Source organism: Synechococcus sp. MU1643 (assembly GCF_020514095.1).
In the GTDB taxonomy this organism is placed as follows: Bacteria; Cyanobacteriota; Cyanobacteriia; order PCC-6307; family Cyanobiaceae; genus Parasynechococcus.
Genome location: NZ_VTKY01000003.1, coordinates 151,630 through 166,486, shown reverse-complemented (window position 1 = coordinate 166,486; position 14,857 = coordinate 151,630). Strand labels below are relative to the sequence as shown.

The window sequence follows — 14,857 nt, the reverse complement described above, 5'->3', positions numbered from 1 at the left end:
GGTGGACTGCAACCAGCTGGAGATCGACGGGTTTCTAAGCTGGAGGAGCGACAGTTTGCGTCATGGCCAGCACTTATTCCTTCGATGTTGTCTCCGACTTTGATCGGCAGGAGCTGGTGAACACCCTGGATCAGGTGCGTCGCGATGTTGGCAACCGTTATGACCTCAAAGATTCCGGTACTGAAATTGACCTAGAGGAAACGGAGCTGGTGATCACCACGGCCAGTGATATGACGCTTCAGGCTGTGGAGGATGTGCTGCGAACAAAAGCGACCAAACGCAACCTGTCACTGAAGATTTTCGATTTTCAAACACCTGAAACAGCAGGAGGCAATCGGGTGAAGCAGGTGGTGAAGCTGCGTAAGGGTCTGAGTCAGGAGATCGCTAAGAAGCTGAGCAAGATCGTGCGCGATGAGCTCAAAAAGGTGACAGTGGCAATCCAGGGTGAAAGTGTGCGCATCACGGGCAAGAGCAAAGATGATTTACAAGCCGCGATTCAGCTCGTCAAGAGTAAGGAAGATGAGCTTGATGTTCCCTTGCAGTTTGAGAACTATCGCTGATGAGGAGATCGCAAGGTTTGGCTTGGAGGTGATGCAAGTAAAAAAAACGGTCTTGATGGCGTCCCTCAAAATGTGAGTTCCTGCCATAAACCCATGGTTCAACAAGTTTTGTGCTGGTGTTTGTGGTAATTTAAATCAAAATTTGTGGTTTTAGTGAGCAGCTTCGCCATCGCGGTTCGTGTTTTTGATGGCGAAGCTCCCTACCTTCAGTCTTTCATTGATCACCATCGCCGCTTAGGCGTTGATTCTTTTTACTCGGTGGTTGCTCCTGGGGCTGCGCCACTCTGTCGCGAAATTTTTGCGAGAAATGGAATTGCATTCCATTAGTCGGATAGTCAGGGAATCAGTTCTGTTCAAGATCTGATTCGTGAGGATTATGTCGCTGTTATTGATGCTGATGAATACTTGCATCCTGATTTGCTCTCTTTTCTCGAAGAGGAGAAGGTGGAATCGTTTCTGATGCCTTGGAGGCTGACGGCATCGATGAATAATGACTTCTTTGAAGCTCCACAAAAGAGATTTTTTGTTTTTCCTCAGGTCAAGTCGATCGTTAAAACATCGGCGCTTCAACGGCTTCGCCTTCATGCTTCAGCCATATCTGAGTCGGGACGTTGCCAGGGGATTGCACAAGGCCAGCAATTCCCTGTGCAGCATTACTACCTTCGCGGTCTTGATGACCTCCTGCTGAAAGAGGGTGGTGTTGTGAAGCGAACCTTGGCGCAGAGTTCAGGACGGAAGGAGGTGAATCTGAACGCTGATGCGAATTCGATGGATTTCCCCAGCCGTCATGCCCGTGTGGCCTTCCTTTTAAACGTGCTCAAGTCCATGCCTGAGCAGCCTGACCCCTACCGCATGTCGTTGGATCGTTCCATGTTGGATCATCTCCGGGACAATGTTGAGGGTGATCCAGAAGCTGCCAAGAAAGAGCTACATGACAGTGTTGTGAATATTCAAAAGGTTTACCGGAGCCGCACAATACGTCGGGAAATTAGAGCCACGCAGCAGCTACTTGCTGCAGATCCGTGCAAGGTGAGTTATCAAAAGTGGGTTTTGAAATTGCTCCGGCAGGATTTTCAGTTTCGTCGCTCATGGTTGGGAGTTGGGACGTCTGCAACACACTCGTGACTCCCTGTTGGTGCATTGGACTTGAGCTTTTTGGGTGAGGGGCGACGTCTAATCGCTCTGATCGCGGGCTCGTCGAGCATCGATGATCTTGGCCAGTTCTAGCGCATAGCCTGCGGTGCACCAGCGCCCATGACTGCGGGATCGGTTTTCATGGTCCGAGCGGATCTCAGCGGTCTCGGCCATCAGTAGATCCAACTCTCCCTGCGGCAGGTCGTACAGCTCCTGCAATTCCAGTTCCCGGTTGAGCAGATGGCTGCGAAACCATTTGCGATTTTGTTCCTGGGGCGGGATGTCTCGGCTCAAGGGGCATCACAGCGTGGATGTGTCATTCTCCGGCCATGCAGGTACTGAGCTGGGCCCAATTCGATCAGGCGGTGCAGCAGTTGGCTTCACGCTTTGCCGATTCTGCTGTGACTGGCGTTTATGGGGTCCCCCGGGGAGGGCTGTCCCTGGCCGTCGCGCTCAGCCATGCCTTGGATCGCCCCTTGCTCTCAGCACCCGAGCAATCAGCCCTGATTGTGGATGATGTCTATGAAACCGGACGCACCTTGCAGGCGTTGAAAGTTCAGGTGCCGCAGGCATCCTTCGCTGTTTGGGTCAGCAAGGGTTGTCCTGATTGGTGGACGGCAGCCGTGATTGCCGAGTCGTCGGAATGGCTGGTGTTCCCTTGGGAAAACCTTGAACAGGCCCGTGCGGACGAGCAGGCCTATCGCACCTCCCGTGGCTTGTGATGAACAACACTGCGCGCACGATTTATTTGGCGTCTCCCTATGGCTTTTCGGCGCAGTGGAAGCGGCTGCTGTTGCCGGAGTTCATTGGGGCATTGGAAGCCCTGGGATTGGAGGTATGGGAGCCTTTTGCGCGCAATGGTCAGGTGAATCTGGCGGAACCGGGATGGGCCTATCTCGTCGCTCAGCGGGACCTGCAGGATGTGCGTGATGCTGATGCTCTGTTCGCCATCGTGAACGGAACCCCACCCGATGAAGGGGTCATGGTGGAGCTTGGTGCTGCCATTGCCCTTGGTAAACCAACCTTCCTGTTTCGGGATGATTTCCGCAGGTGCACCGATTCCGAGCAGTATCCGCTCAACTTGATGTTGTTTGCCGGTCTTCCCGAACTGGAATGGCAGAAGTACGTCTATAGCGACGTGTCTGAAATCAACGATCCCCAGAAAGCCTTGGCCTGTTGGGCACGATCTTGATTCTCTGGTGAATCGTGGTCTGTTGATGCTGCTCGCTTTTGGATGAGCGCTTCAGGGCTCTGATGGTGATGATCAGTTGATTGTTGGTTGTCTTAGTTCAAAGGGCGTAGGAAGAAGTTGCTCAAGTTGCCTTGTTCCCACGCCATCGATGCTCACATCGGCCTTGCTTGGCAGCAGTTCCTGCATCACCTGACGGCAGGCGCCGCACGGCATACGGGATCCTGGGGCTGCATCGCCTTTGGCATCGATGCAGCTCACGGCCAGTTCAATCGGTCGTTTGCCCTGGCTGATCGCCGTAAAAAGTGCGACCCGCTCGGCACAGATGCTCAGCCCATAACTGGCATTTTCCACATTGCAGCCGTCGATCACACTGCCGTCAGCACAGCGCACGGCAGCCCCCACGTGGAAGTTCGAGTACGGGCAATGGGCACGCTTGGCGGCCTGACGAGCGCGCACCAGTAAAGACTCAGCGTTGTTCTCGGCAGGAGCCATGGGCCGTTTCAAAAAGGCTGCTCAGGGTTTGCGTCCCAGCCGATTGGGTCAGCCGGGATTGCTGGCTGAGTTCGAATCCATTTTGGGCATCAATGACCAGATCTCCGCTCACCGCAACATGACTCTCCTGGGCAGGTCTGCTGGAGGCTTCGGAGTCATTGAATTTCAGTGCTCCTAATGAGGCTTCGTAAGACCAGTGATAGGTATGCGAGACCCCTTCATCTGCTCAATACCGGAACTGCTGAAGCGTTCCACCAGGGGAGTGAGCCTGCTTTCGATCACTTTCTTCGGGTGAATTCCAGGGGTTTCACCCCGGTCAACCTGGAACTGCTGATGCTCAAGCTGTCGAATGCCTGGAATCGGCTGGCCGGACCACCGACTCTCCACGGTCTGGATCGTGCAGACCAGTGAAGGCAGAGGGGGTGCTGGTGCCAGCACGGAACGATCAGGCCACGGCCGCGAAGCTTTCGCGGAAAGCGTTGATCGTCGCTTCGATGTCGGCGTCGGAGTGCGCCAGGGACGTGAAACCGGCTTCGAAGGCCGACGGTGCGAGGTAGATGCCCCGTTCGAGCATGGCGCGATGCAGTTTGCCGAAGCATTCAGAATCCGTGCTCTTGGCTTCTTCAAAGTTGCGGACCGGGCCTTCGCACAGGAAAAAGCCGAACATGGCGCTAACACTGGCAGCTGTGATTGGCATGCCAGCGGATTGGGCTGCGTCCTTGATGCCCGCCACGAGCTTCTGGGTTGTGGCCGTCAGCTTCTCGTAGGTGCCGGGCTGCTTGAGAAGTTCCAGGGTCTTGATGCCGGCGGTCATAGCCAGGGGGTTCCCACTGAGGGTTCCCGCCTGATACATGGGGCCTGCCGGAGCCACCATTCCCATGATGTCGGCGCGGCCGCCGTATGCGCCCACGGGAAGTCCGCCACCGATCACCTTGCCCATGGTCGTGAGGTCTGGAGTGACGCCGAAATGCGCCTGGGCACCGCCGTAACTGATCCGGAATCCGGTCATCACTTCGTCGAAGACGAGCAGGGCACCGTTCTCTTTGGTGAGTTCCCGCAGACCTTCGAGGAAGCCGGGTTCCGGCTGAATGAAGCCAGCGTTGCCAACAATGGGCTCGAGGATCACGCCGGAGATGGCGTCAGGGTTCTCAGCGAACAGAGCCTTAACGGCCTCGAGATCGTTGTAAGGCGCAGTCAGGGTATTGGCTGTGGTGCTGCGGGGCACCCCGGGGGAATCGGGCAGGCCAAGGGTGGCCACGCCAGAACCAGCCTTCACCAGGAACATGTCCGCATGGCCGTGGTAACAGCCCTCGAACTTGATTACCTTGTCCCGGCCGGTGTAGGCACGCATCAGTCGCAACACAGCCATGCAGGCCTCGGTGCCGCTATTGACGAAGCGCACCATCTCAACGCTTGGCACAGCGTCGATCACCATTTCGGCCAGGGTGTTTTCCAGAGCACAAGGTGCTCCGAAGCTGGTGCCCTTTTCGATCGCCTCCTGCAGTGCTGCGATCACCTCGGGGTGGGCGTGGCCGCAGATGGCCGGTCCCCAGCTGCCGATGTAGTCGATGTATTTATTTCCATCTACGTCCCAGGCATAGGGACCCTTCACTCGATCGAACACGATCGGCTGACCGCCAACCGACTTGAACGCCCGCACAGGGGAGCTGACACCTCCAGGCATCAGGGCCTGTGCTGCGCCGAAGATGGCCTGGGAGTGGCTGGTGTTCAACGCGGGAGCTGTCACTGGAACCGACGCCAAAGGGCTGATGCAAACCGTGCAACATCCTGACTCAGGAACGTCCGGTTCTGTTTGCTGTGTTTCTTAATTGGCCACTTCGCACGCATTTTGATGCGTAGTCTTTAATCAGATCGAGATCGATGTGACCCACGACTGGTCAGTACTGGAGAGGGATCTGCGCCGATGTCTGCCCCCCCGGGCCATCGTGGCGAAACGTCAGGAACTGCTCAGTTACGACTGTGACGGACTGACGCTTGAGCGCCACTGTCCGCCCCTGGCGGTGCTGCCGGAGACCACCGAACAGGTCGCCGCGGTGTTGCAGTGCTGCCATCGACACGGTGTGCCGTTTGTGGCTCGCGGCAGCGGTACCGGCCTCTCGGGGGGAGCGTTGGTGGATCAGCAGGCGCTTCTGGTGGTGACCAGTCGCATGCGTCGGGTGCTCGACCTTGATCTGGCCAATCAGCGGGTCACGGTGCAGCCCGGGGTCATCAACAGCTGGGTGACACGCGCTGTCGCAGGTGATGGGTTTTATTACGCCCCGGATCCGTCCAGCCAGGTGGTTTGCAGCATCGGGGGCAATGTGGCGGAAAATTCGGGCGGGGTGCACTGCCTCAAATACGGCGTGACCAGCAACCATGTGATGGGGCTTGAGGTTGTGCTGCCCGATGGAACCATCACGCAGTTGGGCAATGGCCTGGCCGAATCCTGCGAACTGGATCTACGTGGTGCCTTCATTGGCAGCGAAGGAACGTTGGGCATTGCAACGGCCATCACCCTGCGCCTGCTTCGGGCGCCGGAGTGCGTGAACGTGCTGTTGGCGGATTTCGCCACGATGGAAGCGGCAGGGGAAGCGGTGCGATCGGTGACCGCGACCGGCCTCTTGCCGGCGGGGATGGAAATCATGGACAACGTCACCATCAACGCCGTCAATGATTTCTTCGGGTACGACGAGTACCCCCGTGATGCTGCGGCCGTTCTGCTGATTGAGCTCGATGGGCAGGAGGCTGAGGTTCAGGCCTCTTCAGAACGTGCCGAAGCACTTTGTCGAGCGGCAGGGGCCCGTGGCCTGCGGCGGGCCCAAGACCCCACGGAGTGCGCGGTGCTCTGGAAAGGCCGTAAATCCGCCTTTTCCGCAGTGGGCAAAATCACGCCGACCTATTACGTGCAAGACGGTGTCGTTCCCCGCAGCAGCCTTCCGTCGGTGCTTGCTGCAATTGAACGGCTCAGCCAGGAGCACGGCCTGCCCGTGGCCAATGTTTTCCATGCCGGCGATGGCAACCTTCATCCACTGATCCTGTATTCCCTGGACCAGCCCAACGTGGAGAGGAGCGTCAAGGAGCTCGGTGCCGCCATCCTGCGGGTGTGCCTTGATGCCGGAGGCAGCATCAGCGGAGAGCATGGCGTCGGCGCTGACAAGCGTTGCTACCTCGACTGGATGTTCACCCCCGACGACCTGGAAACGATGGGGCTGTTGCGTTCCGCCTTCGATCCAGACAACCGGGCCAATCCGGGAAAGGTGTTGCCGACGCCGCGCACCTGCGGGGAATCATCCAAACGGATGGTGACGCTGCCTGCCGGAGTTGAGATCTACTGAACTGAATCAGAACAACGGTTCATCGCCGTCGCCGTCGTCGTCGGCTGGAGGCCAGTCGAGGTGAACGCTGACCGGGGCGTGGTCGCTGGGTTGTTGGTTGCCGCGCATTCCTTTGTGGATGACGCAGCTGCGGGCGAGTCCCAGAAGCTCGTCGCATAGGTAGATGTGGTCGATGCGCCAGCCGCGATCCCGGTCCCAGGCTCCGCTGCGGTAGTCCCACCAGCTCCAGTGACCGGAGTCCGGTTCGAACACCCGGAACACGTCCTGAAGACGTTCACCTAGGGCATCACGAAGGGCCTGGCGCTCGGCATCGCTCGCCATGATTCCACCCGTCTGGAGATCGGGGTCAGGAAGATCGCGTGCTTCGAGGCCGATGTTGAAGTCGCCGACCATGCACAGCGGCTCGCCGCGTTGCTGTTGAGCATCGAGATAACGCTTGAGGCAGCTGAGCCAGGCCAATTTGTAGGGGTATTTCTCCGACTTCAGGCTCGATCCATTCGGTACATAGATGTTGAGCACGCGAACGCCATTCAGCAGTGCGCTGATCACGCGCTTCTGTGCGCCGAGATCGTCCGCTTCCGTATCTTCCGGGAGCTCACCAATGAAGCCAGAGCGCACATCCTCCAAGTGCTCGCGGCTGATCAGTGCGACGCCGTTGTAGGCCTTCTGGCCATGAATGTGCACGTGCCAGCCAGCAGATCTGAAGGCCTCAAGGGGAAACAGAGGGTCATCCACCTTGGTTTCTTGAAGACAGAGCAGATCCGGTTGTTCGCTCTCCAGCCAGCTGAGCACCTGATCCAATCGCGTGCGAACCGAGTTCACATTCCAGGTGGCGATCTGCACGGTTGATCCAGTGGCGTCAAAGACCCTTAGCATCTGCCAAATCTGGAGTTCGCTGATGTCTCGCCGTCTTGCGGCTGTCGCGCAACTTGCGCTGTCTTTCCTGGTGATGACAGCCATCCCGGTGGGGGTTCATGCTCAGGTTGAAGCGCCTTTTCAGAACCGCGAGGAACGCGAGATCTACGGCGACACCGATGGCAGTGGCTCAATTCTGGATTCCACGAACCCCATGGATCTGTTGAATCAGATTCGGCGGGCGACAGCAATGGACGACGCCACGCCACCCTCCGATGCCATTGATGCGGCCCTCAAGGCCTATCAGAACCCTCCTGAAACGCCATAGCGCTGGGTTGAAGCGGTGCTACGGGCTGCACTTAATCCGAGTTGTCCGGCCACCACTTCGATCAGGGGATCGACCAGTCCGTTTGCGTCCCGCCGTTCCCGGGCCTGCTCCAACAGGGTGTGAACAGCCTCTTTATCTCCCCTCTCTTGACGCAACAGCGCTAGGGCCAAAAGTGGCCTTGCATCATTCATGTTCTCTCTGGCCAGTTGGCCATACAGATTCATCGCGGCCTGACCGGATCCGCCTTGTCTCAGCTGATCAGCGAGAAGCAATCCGACCTCCAAACGCTGGCCAGGCTCCATGTTTTTGAACCGGGTGGTGAGCTCCGATGTGGCCTGCTGATGGCGTCCCTGCTCTTGGTTCAGAAGCACAAGCAGTTGCAGAACCTGCGGATCATTCGGATGCAGCCGAAGCAGATTTTGGAGGCTGCACTGGGCTGCCTCGGGCTGACCATTGCGACGTTGTAGGTCCGCTTTGAACAGGGTGAGTTCGCGCGGCGTGGTGCGGCCAGACAGCCAGGGTTGCAGCACCACTTCGGCCTCTTGCAGGCGTTCCAGTGCCACTAGGCGTTCCAGCAGCAGCCCCCGATCTGCCTCGCTGAGGTTGTCCTGGTCTTGGAGCTGAAGATCAGCATTTCAATTTGCTGATCTTCAGCCTGGCGACTCGCTCGTGCACGAGTTCCCGGGGCCATGGAGGCAGCTGCGATCCAACCGACCAGTGCAGCTCCAGTGATGGACGCCAGTAGCAACAGAATCCGGCGCGGGCTTGGCATCCGATCTCGAATCAGCCACTTCAGTCTGAGGAGATTGCAGTGGGCTGGCTACAGTCTCTACAAGGGCTTTTGACTCCGCCCGGTCAGCATCAATGCGCGCCCATCCGATTCCCCCGGTCACAGAGCCGTTGCAGTACCGGGCCATCGGGCTTGTGCGCGGCACGTACACCCCAACCGATCCCGAGCAACTCACCCGTGGCACCTTGACCGATGCCCAGGGGGTCCCCTTGGAGACAGTTGTGCTGGGTCGTGTGCTCACCCTGATTCGGCGGCATCTTCCCCTGGAGCAACCCCACCTCTGGGTCGTCTATCCCAGAAGCCGTGAAACTGATCATCTGCATCTGCAGATCGCTGGGGTATGGGAACCCAGCACCTTGGCTCCTGACCAAGCCGATGCCTCCGACACCCTGCCGGAGGGTGACGACTTCTTCTCCATTCGAGGGGAGTTGATCTTCACCAAGCCTGAAACGGGCGAAATGGTGGTGAAGGTGCGGCAGCAGGCTCGTGCAGATGGCCACCGTCCGCTTCCTTTCAAAATCCAGATCAAGGGGGAGCTTCCCCTTGAACACCTGCGTCACTTCGTCAGCCTTGACCTACGCCGCCAGGGCCAGGAACTGCACCTCGAAAATCACGAGGTGATTGCTCCGATGCCGACGCGTGGCGGCAAATCCAAGGGAGGCCGTGGGCGTGCCACCTCCCGCGCTCGCAGCTGATGGCCGAGGGGGGGCAGGGCTCCACGGGGGCACTTCGGGCTGGCGTCGCAGTTGCCGGCATCACCGCCCTCGGCGCCTTTGGTCCTGCCCTGGGTCTGTCTGCTGCCTGGATCGTGGTGGCAGTTGGGGGTGCCCTTGTCACCCTCAGCGTTGATGCCGCCACCTGGGAAGGCATGGGCGGTCACATCCTTGCCGAAGCTCTACCCGGTGGACAGGAGCGTTTGCGTCGGATTGCGGTGCATGAGGCGGGCCATGTTCTGATCGCGGAAGAGGAGCAACTTCCTGTTCAGCAGGTTCTGGTGGGAACCCTGGCCTGTGTGCGTGCAGGACTGCGCAGTAGCGGTGCCACTGAGTTCGCCGTGCCGGACAGCGTCCGCATGACCCTTGAGGATCTGCGGCGTTGGAGCCGGGTGTTGCAGGCTGGAATCGCCGCTGAAACTGTGGTCTTCGGCAAGGCCCGTGGTGGGGCTGATGACCGCGCTTTGTTGGGACGGTTGTGGGGACTTTCGGGTCATGACGTCGCCACGGCCCAGCGGGAGCAGCGTCGCGCCCGCCGGGAGATTGAGCAGCAGTTGCGTCAGCAGCGTGAGGCGCTTGACCAGCAGGCGGGTGTTCTGTTGGAGGCGGCCCCGCGGCTGGGGCGATGAGCGCTCTTTGGATTGATGCACCAACGGGGTTGGCAGGGGACATGCTCCTTGCCGCACTGTTGGATTTGGGTGTGGATCAGGCCGTGGTGGAGTCGCCTCTGGCGGCCCTCGGGTTGGCAGGGCGCTATCGCATCACCCAGCAAGAGTCGCGTAGTGCCGGTCTCCGAGGGGTCCGCGTTGATGTGGAGGGGCTTGAGGATCAGCCGCCCCACCGCCACTGGTCGGGGATTCGTGATCAGATCAATGCAGCTGCTTTGGCGCCATCGCTGAAGCAACGGGTGCTCGCCGTGTTCACCCGTTTGGCGGAAGCCGAAGCCACCGTGCATGGAACTCCTGTGGAGGCCGTGCACTTCCATGAGGTTGGAGCCATTGATGCCCTCGTGGATGTGGTGGGTGTCTGTGCGGCGATTGACGATCTCAATCCAGCCAGGATCGTCTGTTCCCCGTTGCCTGCGGGGAGCGGAACGGTGGCCACTGCCCATGGCCTTTTGCCCGTGCCCGTTCCTGCCGTGCTGGAACTGGCGCGACGTCACCGCATTCCTCTGCTTCAGGGCGGAGACCTGCCCACCGGAGAGTTGGTGACGCCCACGGGCCTCGCCCTGGTGTCGGTGCTGGCAGATCAGTTTGTCGCTCCTGATCGTTTGGTTCCCGAAAAGGTTGGTGTTGGCCTTGGCCACCGCCAACTGGATCGCCCCAACCTGGTGCGCCTGGTGGCGCACACCCCAGCGGCGAATGCGGTGGAAGGTCCCCGTTGGGAGTCGTTGGTGGTGCAGGAAGCCTGGATCGATGACGCCACTCCAGAGGAGGTTGCGGTCTTGACCAATCGCTTGCGTAATGCGGGAGCGATCGATGTGGCGGTGCAGCCCTTGCTGATGAAAAAGGGCCGTAGTGGCCAGGTGGTGACGGCGCTGGTTCGGGATGGGGATGCCGATCAGATCCGCAGCCTCTGGCTCAGTGCTGGCAGCAGCATCGGCCTGCGGGAGCGGCGCCAGGGACGCTGGGTGTTGCCGAGGCGGCAGGGCGTGCTCGAAACGCCCTGGGGCCCCGTCGTTGCCAAACAGGTGCGTCGCCCCGATGGCCGTTGCACCGTTAAAGCCGAAGCGGATGCCCTTGAGGCACTTCAGGCCAGCACCGGGTGTTCTTTTGATGAGCTGCGGGCTGCTGTTGCAGTAGCGCCGTTCATCAGCACGGAAGATTGGGCCTGATGGGCAAGCTTCTCCGTCAACCCAAGCTCTGGATCACCCTGGCCAGCCTGATCTTCATTGCTGTGACTCTGGCCCAGCAGGCGGGCCAATTGAGCCAGCTGAGCTTGGTGGCCAACGGTTGGTGGTGGCTGGTGCTGGGGCTGGGACTCACCTGGCTCAGCATCCTGATCAATGGTCTGGCCTGGCGGGATCTGCTGGTTTGGTTGAAACACCCTCCCCGGGGCCTCGCTGTGGTGCCGCTGTTTGTGCGCACCAACCTGCTCAAGTACCTGCCGGGAGGGATCTGGCATCTGGTGGAGCGGGTTCGGGTGTTGCGCCCGGTGATTGGCGGCGGACCGGCCCTCGCCGGCGTGATTCTTGATCCGCTTCTGATCGTGGCGGCGTCCGTTCTGGTGGTGGTTGCTGGTGGATGGCAGCAGGGCTTTGCCCTGCTGGCACCTTGGCCCGCGCTGCTCATGATTCCCCGCTGGCGCGAGCCCCTTCTGCGTCGACTGGAACGTTCCAAGGCGGCGCAATTGCAGTCTGTTGGCAGTGGACCCCTGGAAAGTGAGGGAAGCGGCCGCGGCGGCTATCCCTGGCGGCCTCTCAGCCTTCAGCTGCTGTTCGTGCTCTGCCGCTTTGCAGGGTTCTGGTGCAGTGTCCAGGCCTTCGGCATTCAAAGTCCGGCCCCGTTCACCTGGCTCGCGGCCTTTGGACTGGCCTACGCCGTTGGGCTGGTGGTGCCTGGTGCGCCTGGGGGGCTGGGGGTGTTTGAGGCCACCCTGCTGCTGCGTTTGGGTGCTGCCGTGCCAGAGGCGCAGTTGCTCGCGGTGGTGCTCAGCTATCGACTTCTCTCCACCCTGGCCGATGTTGTTGCCAGCGGAGCACTGGTGGCTGATCGGATGGTGGGGCAACGTTTGAAACGTCCGTGCTGACCCCCGTGCTGTTGTGCTGCTGAGTCGTCGCCGGATGCTGCAGTTGGTGCTTGGCACCGGTCTTACGGCAGCGGCTCTGCCCTTGAGCGCCGCCAGGGGGGCTGTGCACCGGGTTGGGCTGATCAGCGACCTCAACAGCAGCTATGGCTCCACCAGCTACATCCCTGCTGTTGATCAGGGGCTGGATCAGCTCATTGGCCTGCAGCCGGATCTGGTGGTGTGTGCTGGCGACATGGTCGCGGCTCAGATGCGAGGCCTCAGTGGTCAGCAGCTGGATGCAATGTGGCGGGGCTTTGAAACGTCTGTTCTGCAGCGGCTTCAGGCGGCAAACATTCCACTGCTGCCAGCGATCGGGAACCATGACGGTTCACCGGGGTTCCCGGCGGATCGTGCCGCTGTTCGTCGGTTCTGGACCCCGATCCGTTCACAAATGGGATTGGCGTTTGTGGATGCCTCGCAGTTCCCCTTTCGCTACTCGGTGCTCCAGGACGGGATCTTCTGGCTGGTCTGGGATGCCAGCTCAGCCCATATTCCCGAGGATCAGCTGGCCTGGGCACGAGAGCAGTTGGCCAGCCCTCAGGCACAAAAGGCTCGTGCTCGGTTTGTGGTGGGTCATCTCCCCCTGGTTGGGATTGGTCTGGGCAAGGATCGCCCCGGTGAGGTGTTGGAGCGGGGACATGAGCTTCAGGCCGTGATGGACGCCGCCGGCGTGCAGGCCTACATCAGTGGTCATCACCACGCCTGGTTTTCCAGCCGTCGTGGCCAACTCGATCTGATCCAGTTGGGCGCTTTGGGCAGTGGCCCCCGGCGCCTGCTGGATGGTGGAGCGCCAGCACAGCAGACCTTCACTTTGTTGGAGATCGATGGGGGCAGGGGCACCCTCCGGGAGACCACCTACGCCGTGTCCACAGGACAGCCGCTGTCCTGGTCAACACTCCCCCTCCGTCTCAACACACGCTCTGGGCTGCTCCAGCGCAATCCATCAGAGCGGTTGCTGCGGGGATGACGAGCCCTCACGTCTGGAGGCATGATCCAGCGTGGGCACCAAGGCCATGGCGGCGACCAGCCCCAGAACGAGGATCATCAATGCCGGCAACATCGCCTCGGCTAACCGTTCATCGCCGGCGTACTGGAACACGCGCACCGAGAGCGTGTCGAAGTCGAAAGGCCGCAGAGCGAAGGTGAGGGGAAGCTCCTTCACCGTGTCGACAAACACCAGCAGCAGCCCGACGGTGATCGGTCCGCGCAAGAGGGGCAGATGCACGCGTTGGAGCACGCGCTGCCACGGTGATCCCATCCCTGTAGCTGCCTCATCCAGGCTCGGGCTGATCCGCTCCAGGGCTGCGTCCAGGCCCCCTTTCGCCACCGCCAGAAATCGATCGCTGTAGCCCCACAGCAGCAGGAGCAAGGGGGCGATCTGCCAGGGGGCCCCAGTGAGTAACAGGGCCAGAGCTAGGACGGTGCCTGGGATGGCGTAGCCCGTTCCGGCCAGGAAGGTGAGGCTTTTCAGCCATGGGGCGCTGGACCAGCGTTTGGCGATGGCCAGCACCAGTGCTGCCGATACCGCCAAAACGGCAGCGACAAGGGCCAGCAAAAGACTGCGGCCGCTCAGGCTGATCAGATCGTCGTTCCAGCTGTTTTGGAGTTGATCCAAGTTGCTGGCTGCCCACAGCAGCGGGGTCCCCAGGCTCACGATCGGAGGGATGACGGCGAGCAGTTGCGCCACACCAGCACGGAATCCATGCAGGTGCCAAGCGGTTGCGTCCCCGCCGGCTACGCCATCGCTCCAGCGTCGACTGCGCCTGCGCAGGCTGCGTTCACACACCACCAACGTCAGCACGATTACCAGAGTGATCAAGGCCAAGCTGATAGCGCCTGCGGGGTCGCCGTTGGACTGCCAGGTTTCCAGGATGCCTGCGGAGAGACTCGGAATGCCGAGGAGCTGGACGGCACCCAGCTCATTGACCACTTCCATCCCCATGAGAGCGACGCCGGCTCCGATCGCGGGCAGTGCAATGGGTAAAGCCACACGCCGGAAGGCTGACCAGGGACCGACCCCCAGGCTGCGACATGCCTCCAGCTGACGCTGGCCGCTGACGGAGAAACTTTCCGTGCTCAGCAGGAACACGTAGGGGTAGGTCGTCAGGGCCATCACAGCGATGCCCCAGCCCATGCCGTGAATTGTCCAGCTGTGGCGACTTCCCAGATCGACGAGGGTGGCCGAGAGGAGATAGGCCGGCGTTGCCAGAGGAATCAGCTGGGCAATGCGTAGCCATTGTCGACCGTTAAAACGGCAGTTGCACAGCAGCCAACCATTGGCTGTCCCGAGCACGGTGCCAAGCGTTGCTGTGCCGAGCAGTAGCTGGATTGTGCCAACGATCTGTCGCATGCCATCGGGGCCAAGATCGCTGAAGCCGCTCTGCAAGGACGTCAGGGCCTCCTTGACCAGCGTCATCACCGGCCAGATGGCAATAAGGCCAGTGATGGAGGCGATGAGGATGAGGGCCAGCCGGGTTGGGCTTGGAATAACAATCCGGTTGGGCAGCAACTTCACTTCAGCGATGGGCCGGACACCGTTGTCGCGACATGGCATTGCGACATTGCCATGAAATGATTCTGGCGATGAACGATGGTGATTTGATCCAGGACGTGCAAACCGCACACCGGCTTCGATCATTTGTCACACTCATAAGCTCGGTCGGTTCCCAAG

At 60.2% G+C, this 14,857-nt stretch carries 17 protein-coding genes; 11 read left to right on the top strand and 6 right to left on the bottom strand.

All coding sequences use genetic code 11. From position 1 onward, the window contains the following. The first annotated feature begins 62 nt into the window (after positions 1-62). Together FZX09_RS07025 and FZX09_RS07020 are read left to right on the top strand one after the other, a co-directional pair. The gene (locus FZX09_RS07025; RefSeq protein ID WP_226401490.1) at positions 63-560 is read left to right on the top strand and encodes a YajQ family cyclic di-GMP-binding protein; all 498 of its coding nucleotides are present in this window, start codon (positions 63-65) and stop codon (positions 558-560) included. A gap of 405 nt (positions 561-965) precedes the next feature. Then, entirely contained in the window at positions 966-1,685 is a 720-nt protein-coding gene (locus tag FZX09_RS07020) for a glycosyl transferase family 2 (RefSeq protein WP_226401488.1), read from the top strand. A gap of 48 nt (positions 1,686-1,733) precedes the next feature. Here FZX09_RS07020 and FZX09_RS07015 read toward each other — a convergent pair whose 3' ends face one another. Continuing rightward, positions 1,734-1,988 carry a hypothetical protein gene (locus FZX09_RS07015; protein WP_226401486.1) on the bottom strand — a complete coding sequence of 85 codons (255 nt, stop codon included), beginning with the start codon at positions 1,986-1,988 and terminating at the stop codon, positions 1,734-1,736. Positions 1,989-2,005: 17 nt separating this feature from the next. Here FZX09_RS07015 and FZX09_RS07010 point away from each other — a divergent pair, with 17 nt between their 5' ends. After that, a complete protein-coding gene (locus FZX09_RS07010; protein ID WP_226401484.1) occupies positions 2,006-2,416 on the top strand; it encodes a phosphoribosyltransferase in 411 nt (136 codons plus the stop codon). Next, positions 2,416-2,886, top strand: coding sequence for a nucleoside 2-deoxyribosyltransferase (locus FZX09_RS07005; protein ID WP_226401482.1), 471 nt, complete (start codon positions 2,416-2,418; stop codon positions 2,884-2,886). Before FZX09_RS07010 ends, FZX09_RS07005 begins: the two co-directional genes overlap by 1 nt. 72 nt (positions 2,887-2,958) lie before the next feature. Here the strand turns inward: FZX09_RS07005 and FZX09_RS07000 are convergent, their stop codons facing one another. After that, the gene (locus tag FZX09_RS07000) at positions 2,959-3,378 is read right to left on the bottom strand and encodes a cytidine deaminase (protein WP_226401480.1); all 420 of its coding nucleotides are present in this window, start codon (positions 3,376-3,378) and stop codon (positions 2,959-2,961) included. A 445-nt stretch (positions 3,379-3,823) separates the two neighbouring features. Further along, on the bottom strand, positions 3,824-5,125 hold the full coding sequence (hemL, locus tag FZX09_RS06995; protein WP_226401479.1) for a glutamate-1-semialdehyde 2,1-aminomutase: 1,302 nt from the start codon (positions 5,123-5,125) through the stop codon (positions 3,824-3,826). Between the two features lie 136 nt (positions 5,126-5,261). Between hemL and FZX09_RS06990 the strand changes: the two genes are divergently transcribed. Next, positions 5,262-6,713: an FAD-linked oxidase C-terminal domain-containing protein gene (locus FZX09_RS06990; RefSeq protein WP_226401478.1), complete on the top strand. Its 1,452-nt coding sequence runs from the start codon at positions 5,262-5,264 to the stop codon at positions 6,711-6,713. Positions 6,714-6,719: 6 nt separating this feature from the next. Here the strand turns inward: FZX09_RS06990 and xth are convergent, their stop codons facing one another. Then, complete coding sequence (gene xth / locus FZX09_RS06985) at positions 6,720-7,556, bottom strand: exodeoxyribonuclease III (protein WP_226401477.1); 837 nt, start codon at positions 7,554-7,556, stop codon at positions 6,720-6,722. Positions 7,557-7,611: 55 nt separating this feature from the next. On the opposite strand from xth, the gene FZX09_RS06980 reads away from it, so the two are divergent. Continuing rightward, on the top strand, positions 7,612-7,896 hold the full coding sequence (locus FZX09_RS06980; RefSeq protein WP_226401476.1) for a hypothetical protein: 285 nt from the start codon (positions 7,612-7,614) through the stop codon (positions 7,894-7,896). Here the strand turns inward: FZX09_RS06980 and FZX09_RS06975 are convergent. After that, positions 7,872-8,459, bottom strand: a complete 588-nt coding sequence (locus FZX09_RS06975) for a lipopolysaccharide assembly protein LapB (RefSeq protein ID WP_226401475.1) — start codon at positions 8,457-8,459, stop codon at positions 7,872-7,874. The two genes, FZX09_RS06980 and FZX09_RS06975, sit on opposite strands and share 25 nt — an antisense overlap. 301 nt (positions 8,460-8,760) lie before the next feature. On the opposite strand from FZX09_RS06975, the gene FZX09_RS06970 reads away from it, so the two are divergent. Genes FZX09_RS06970 through FZX09_RS06950 form a run of 5 tightly spaced genes read left to right on the top strand, consistent with a single transcriptional unit; the run spans position 8,761 to position 13,153 of the window. Beyond that, positions 8,761-9,381, top strand: a complete 621-nt coding sequence (locus tag FZX09_RS06970) for a hypothetical protein (RefSeq protein ID WP_226401474.1) — start codon at positions 8,761-8,763, stop codon at positions 9,379-9,381. Beyond that, complete coding sequence (locus tag FZX09_RS06965) at positions 9,381-10,028, top strand: hypothetical protein (protein ID WP_226401473.1); 648 nt, start codon at positions 9,381-9,383, stop codon at positions 10,026-10,028. The genes FZX09_RS06970 and FZX09_RS06965 overlap by 1 nt, the downstream gene beginning before the upstream one ends. Then, positions 10,025-11,233 carry a nickel pincer cofactor biosynthesis protein LarC gene (gene larC / locus FZX09_RS06960; RefSeq protein ID WP_226401472.1) on the top strand — a complete coding sequence of 403 codons (1,209 nt, stop codon included), beginning with the start codon at positions 10,025-10,027 and terminating at the stop codon, positions 11,231-11,233. The genes FZX09_RS06965 and larC overlap by 4 nt, the downstream gene beginning before the upstream one ends. Further along, positions 11,233-12,147, top strand: a complete 915-nt coding sequence (locus FZX09_RS06955; RefSeq protein ID WP_226401471.1) for a lysylphosphatidylglycerol synthase domain-containing protein — start codon at positions 11,233-11,235, stop codon at positions 12,145-12,147. The genes larC and FZX09_RS06955 overlap by 1 nt, the downstream gene beginning before the upstream one ends. 34 nt (positions 12,148-12,181) lie before the next feature. Beyond that, a complete protein-coding gene (locus tag FZX09_RS06950; protein WP_255599754.1) occupies positions 12,182-13,153 on the top strand; it encodes a metallophosphoesterase in 972 nt (323 codons plus the stop codon). On the opposite strand, the gene FZX09_RS06945 is transcribed toward FZX09_RS06950, so the two are convergent. Then, positions 13,130-14,740 (bottom strand): iron ABC transporter permease, encoded by a 1,611-nt coding sequence (locus FZX09_RS06945; RefSeq protein ID WP_226401468.1) that lies wholly within the window; start codon positions 14,738-14,740, stop codon positions 13,130-13,132. The genes FZX09_RS06950 and FZX09_RS06945 overlap by 24 nt on opposite strands. Positions 14,741-14,857: the final 117 nt, after the last annotated feature.

Bases quoted from the DNA above. Each gene is read 5' to 3' on its own strand.
- larC (WP_226401472.1), top strand. From the start codon at position 10,025: ATGAGCGCTCTTTGGATTGATGCACCAACGGGGTTGGCAGGGGACATG.
- FZX09_RS06970 (WP_226401474.1), top strand. From the start codon at position 8,761: ATGCGCGCCCATCCGATTCCCCCGGTCACAGAGCCGTTGCAGTACCGG.
- FZX09_RS06955 (WP_226401471.1), top strand. From the start codon at position 11,233: ATGGGCAAGCTTCTCCGTCAACCCAAGCTCTGGATCACCCTGGCCAGC.
- FZX09_RS06965 (WP_226401473.1), top strand. From the start codon at position 9,381: ATGGCCGAGGGGGGGCAGGGCTCCACGGGGGCACTTCGGGCTGGCGTC.
- FZX09_RS06945 (WP_226401468.1), bottom strand. From the start codon at position 14,740: ATGCCATGTCGCGACAACGGTGTCCGGCCCATCGCTGAAGTGAAGTTG.
- FZX09_RS06980 (WP_226401476.1), top strand. From the start codon at position 7,612: ATGTCTCGCCGTCTTGCGGCTGTCGCGCAACTTGCGCTGTCTTTCCTG.
- FZX09_RS06950 (WP_255599754.1), top strand. From the start codon at position 12,182: ATGCTGCAGTTGGTGCTTGGCACCGGTCTTACGGCAGCGGCTCTGCCC.
- FZX09_RS07005 (WP_226401482.1), top strand. From the start codon at position 2,416: ATGAACAACACTGCGCGCACGATTTATTTGGCGTCTCCCTATGGCTTT.
- FZX09_RS07025 (WP_226401490.1), top strand. From the start codon at position 63: ATGGCCAGCACTTATTCCTTCGATGTTGTCTCCGACTTTGATCGGCAG.
- FZX09_RS07010 (WP_226401484.1), top strand. From the start codon at position 2,006: ATGTGTCATTCTCCGGCCATGCAGGTACTGAGCTGGGCCCAATTCGAT.
- FZX09_RS07000 (WP_226401480.1), bottom strand. From the start codon at position 3,378: ATGGCTCCTGCCGAGAACAACGCTGAGTCTTTACTGGTGCGCGCTCGT.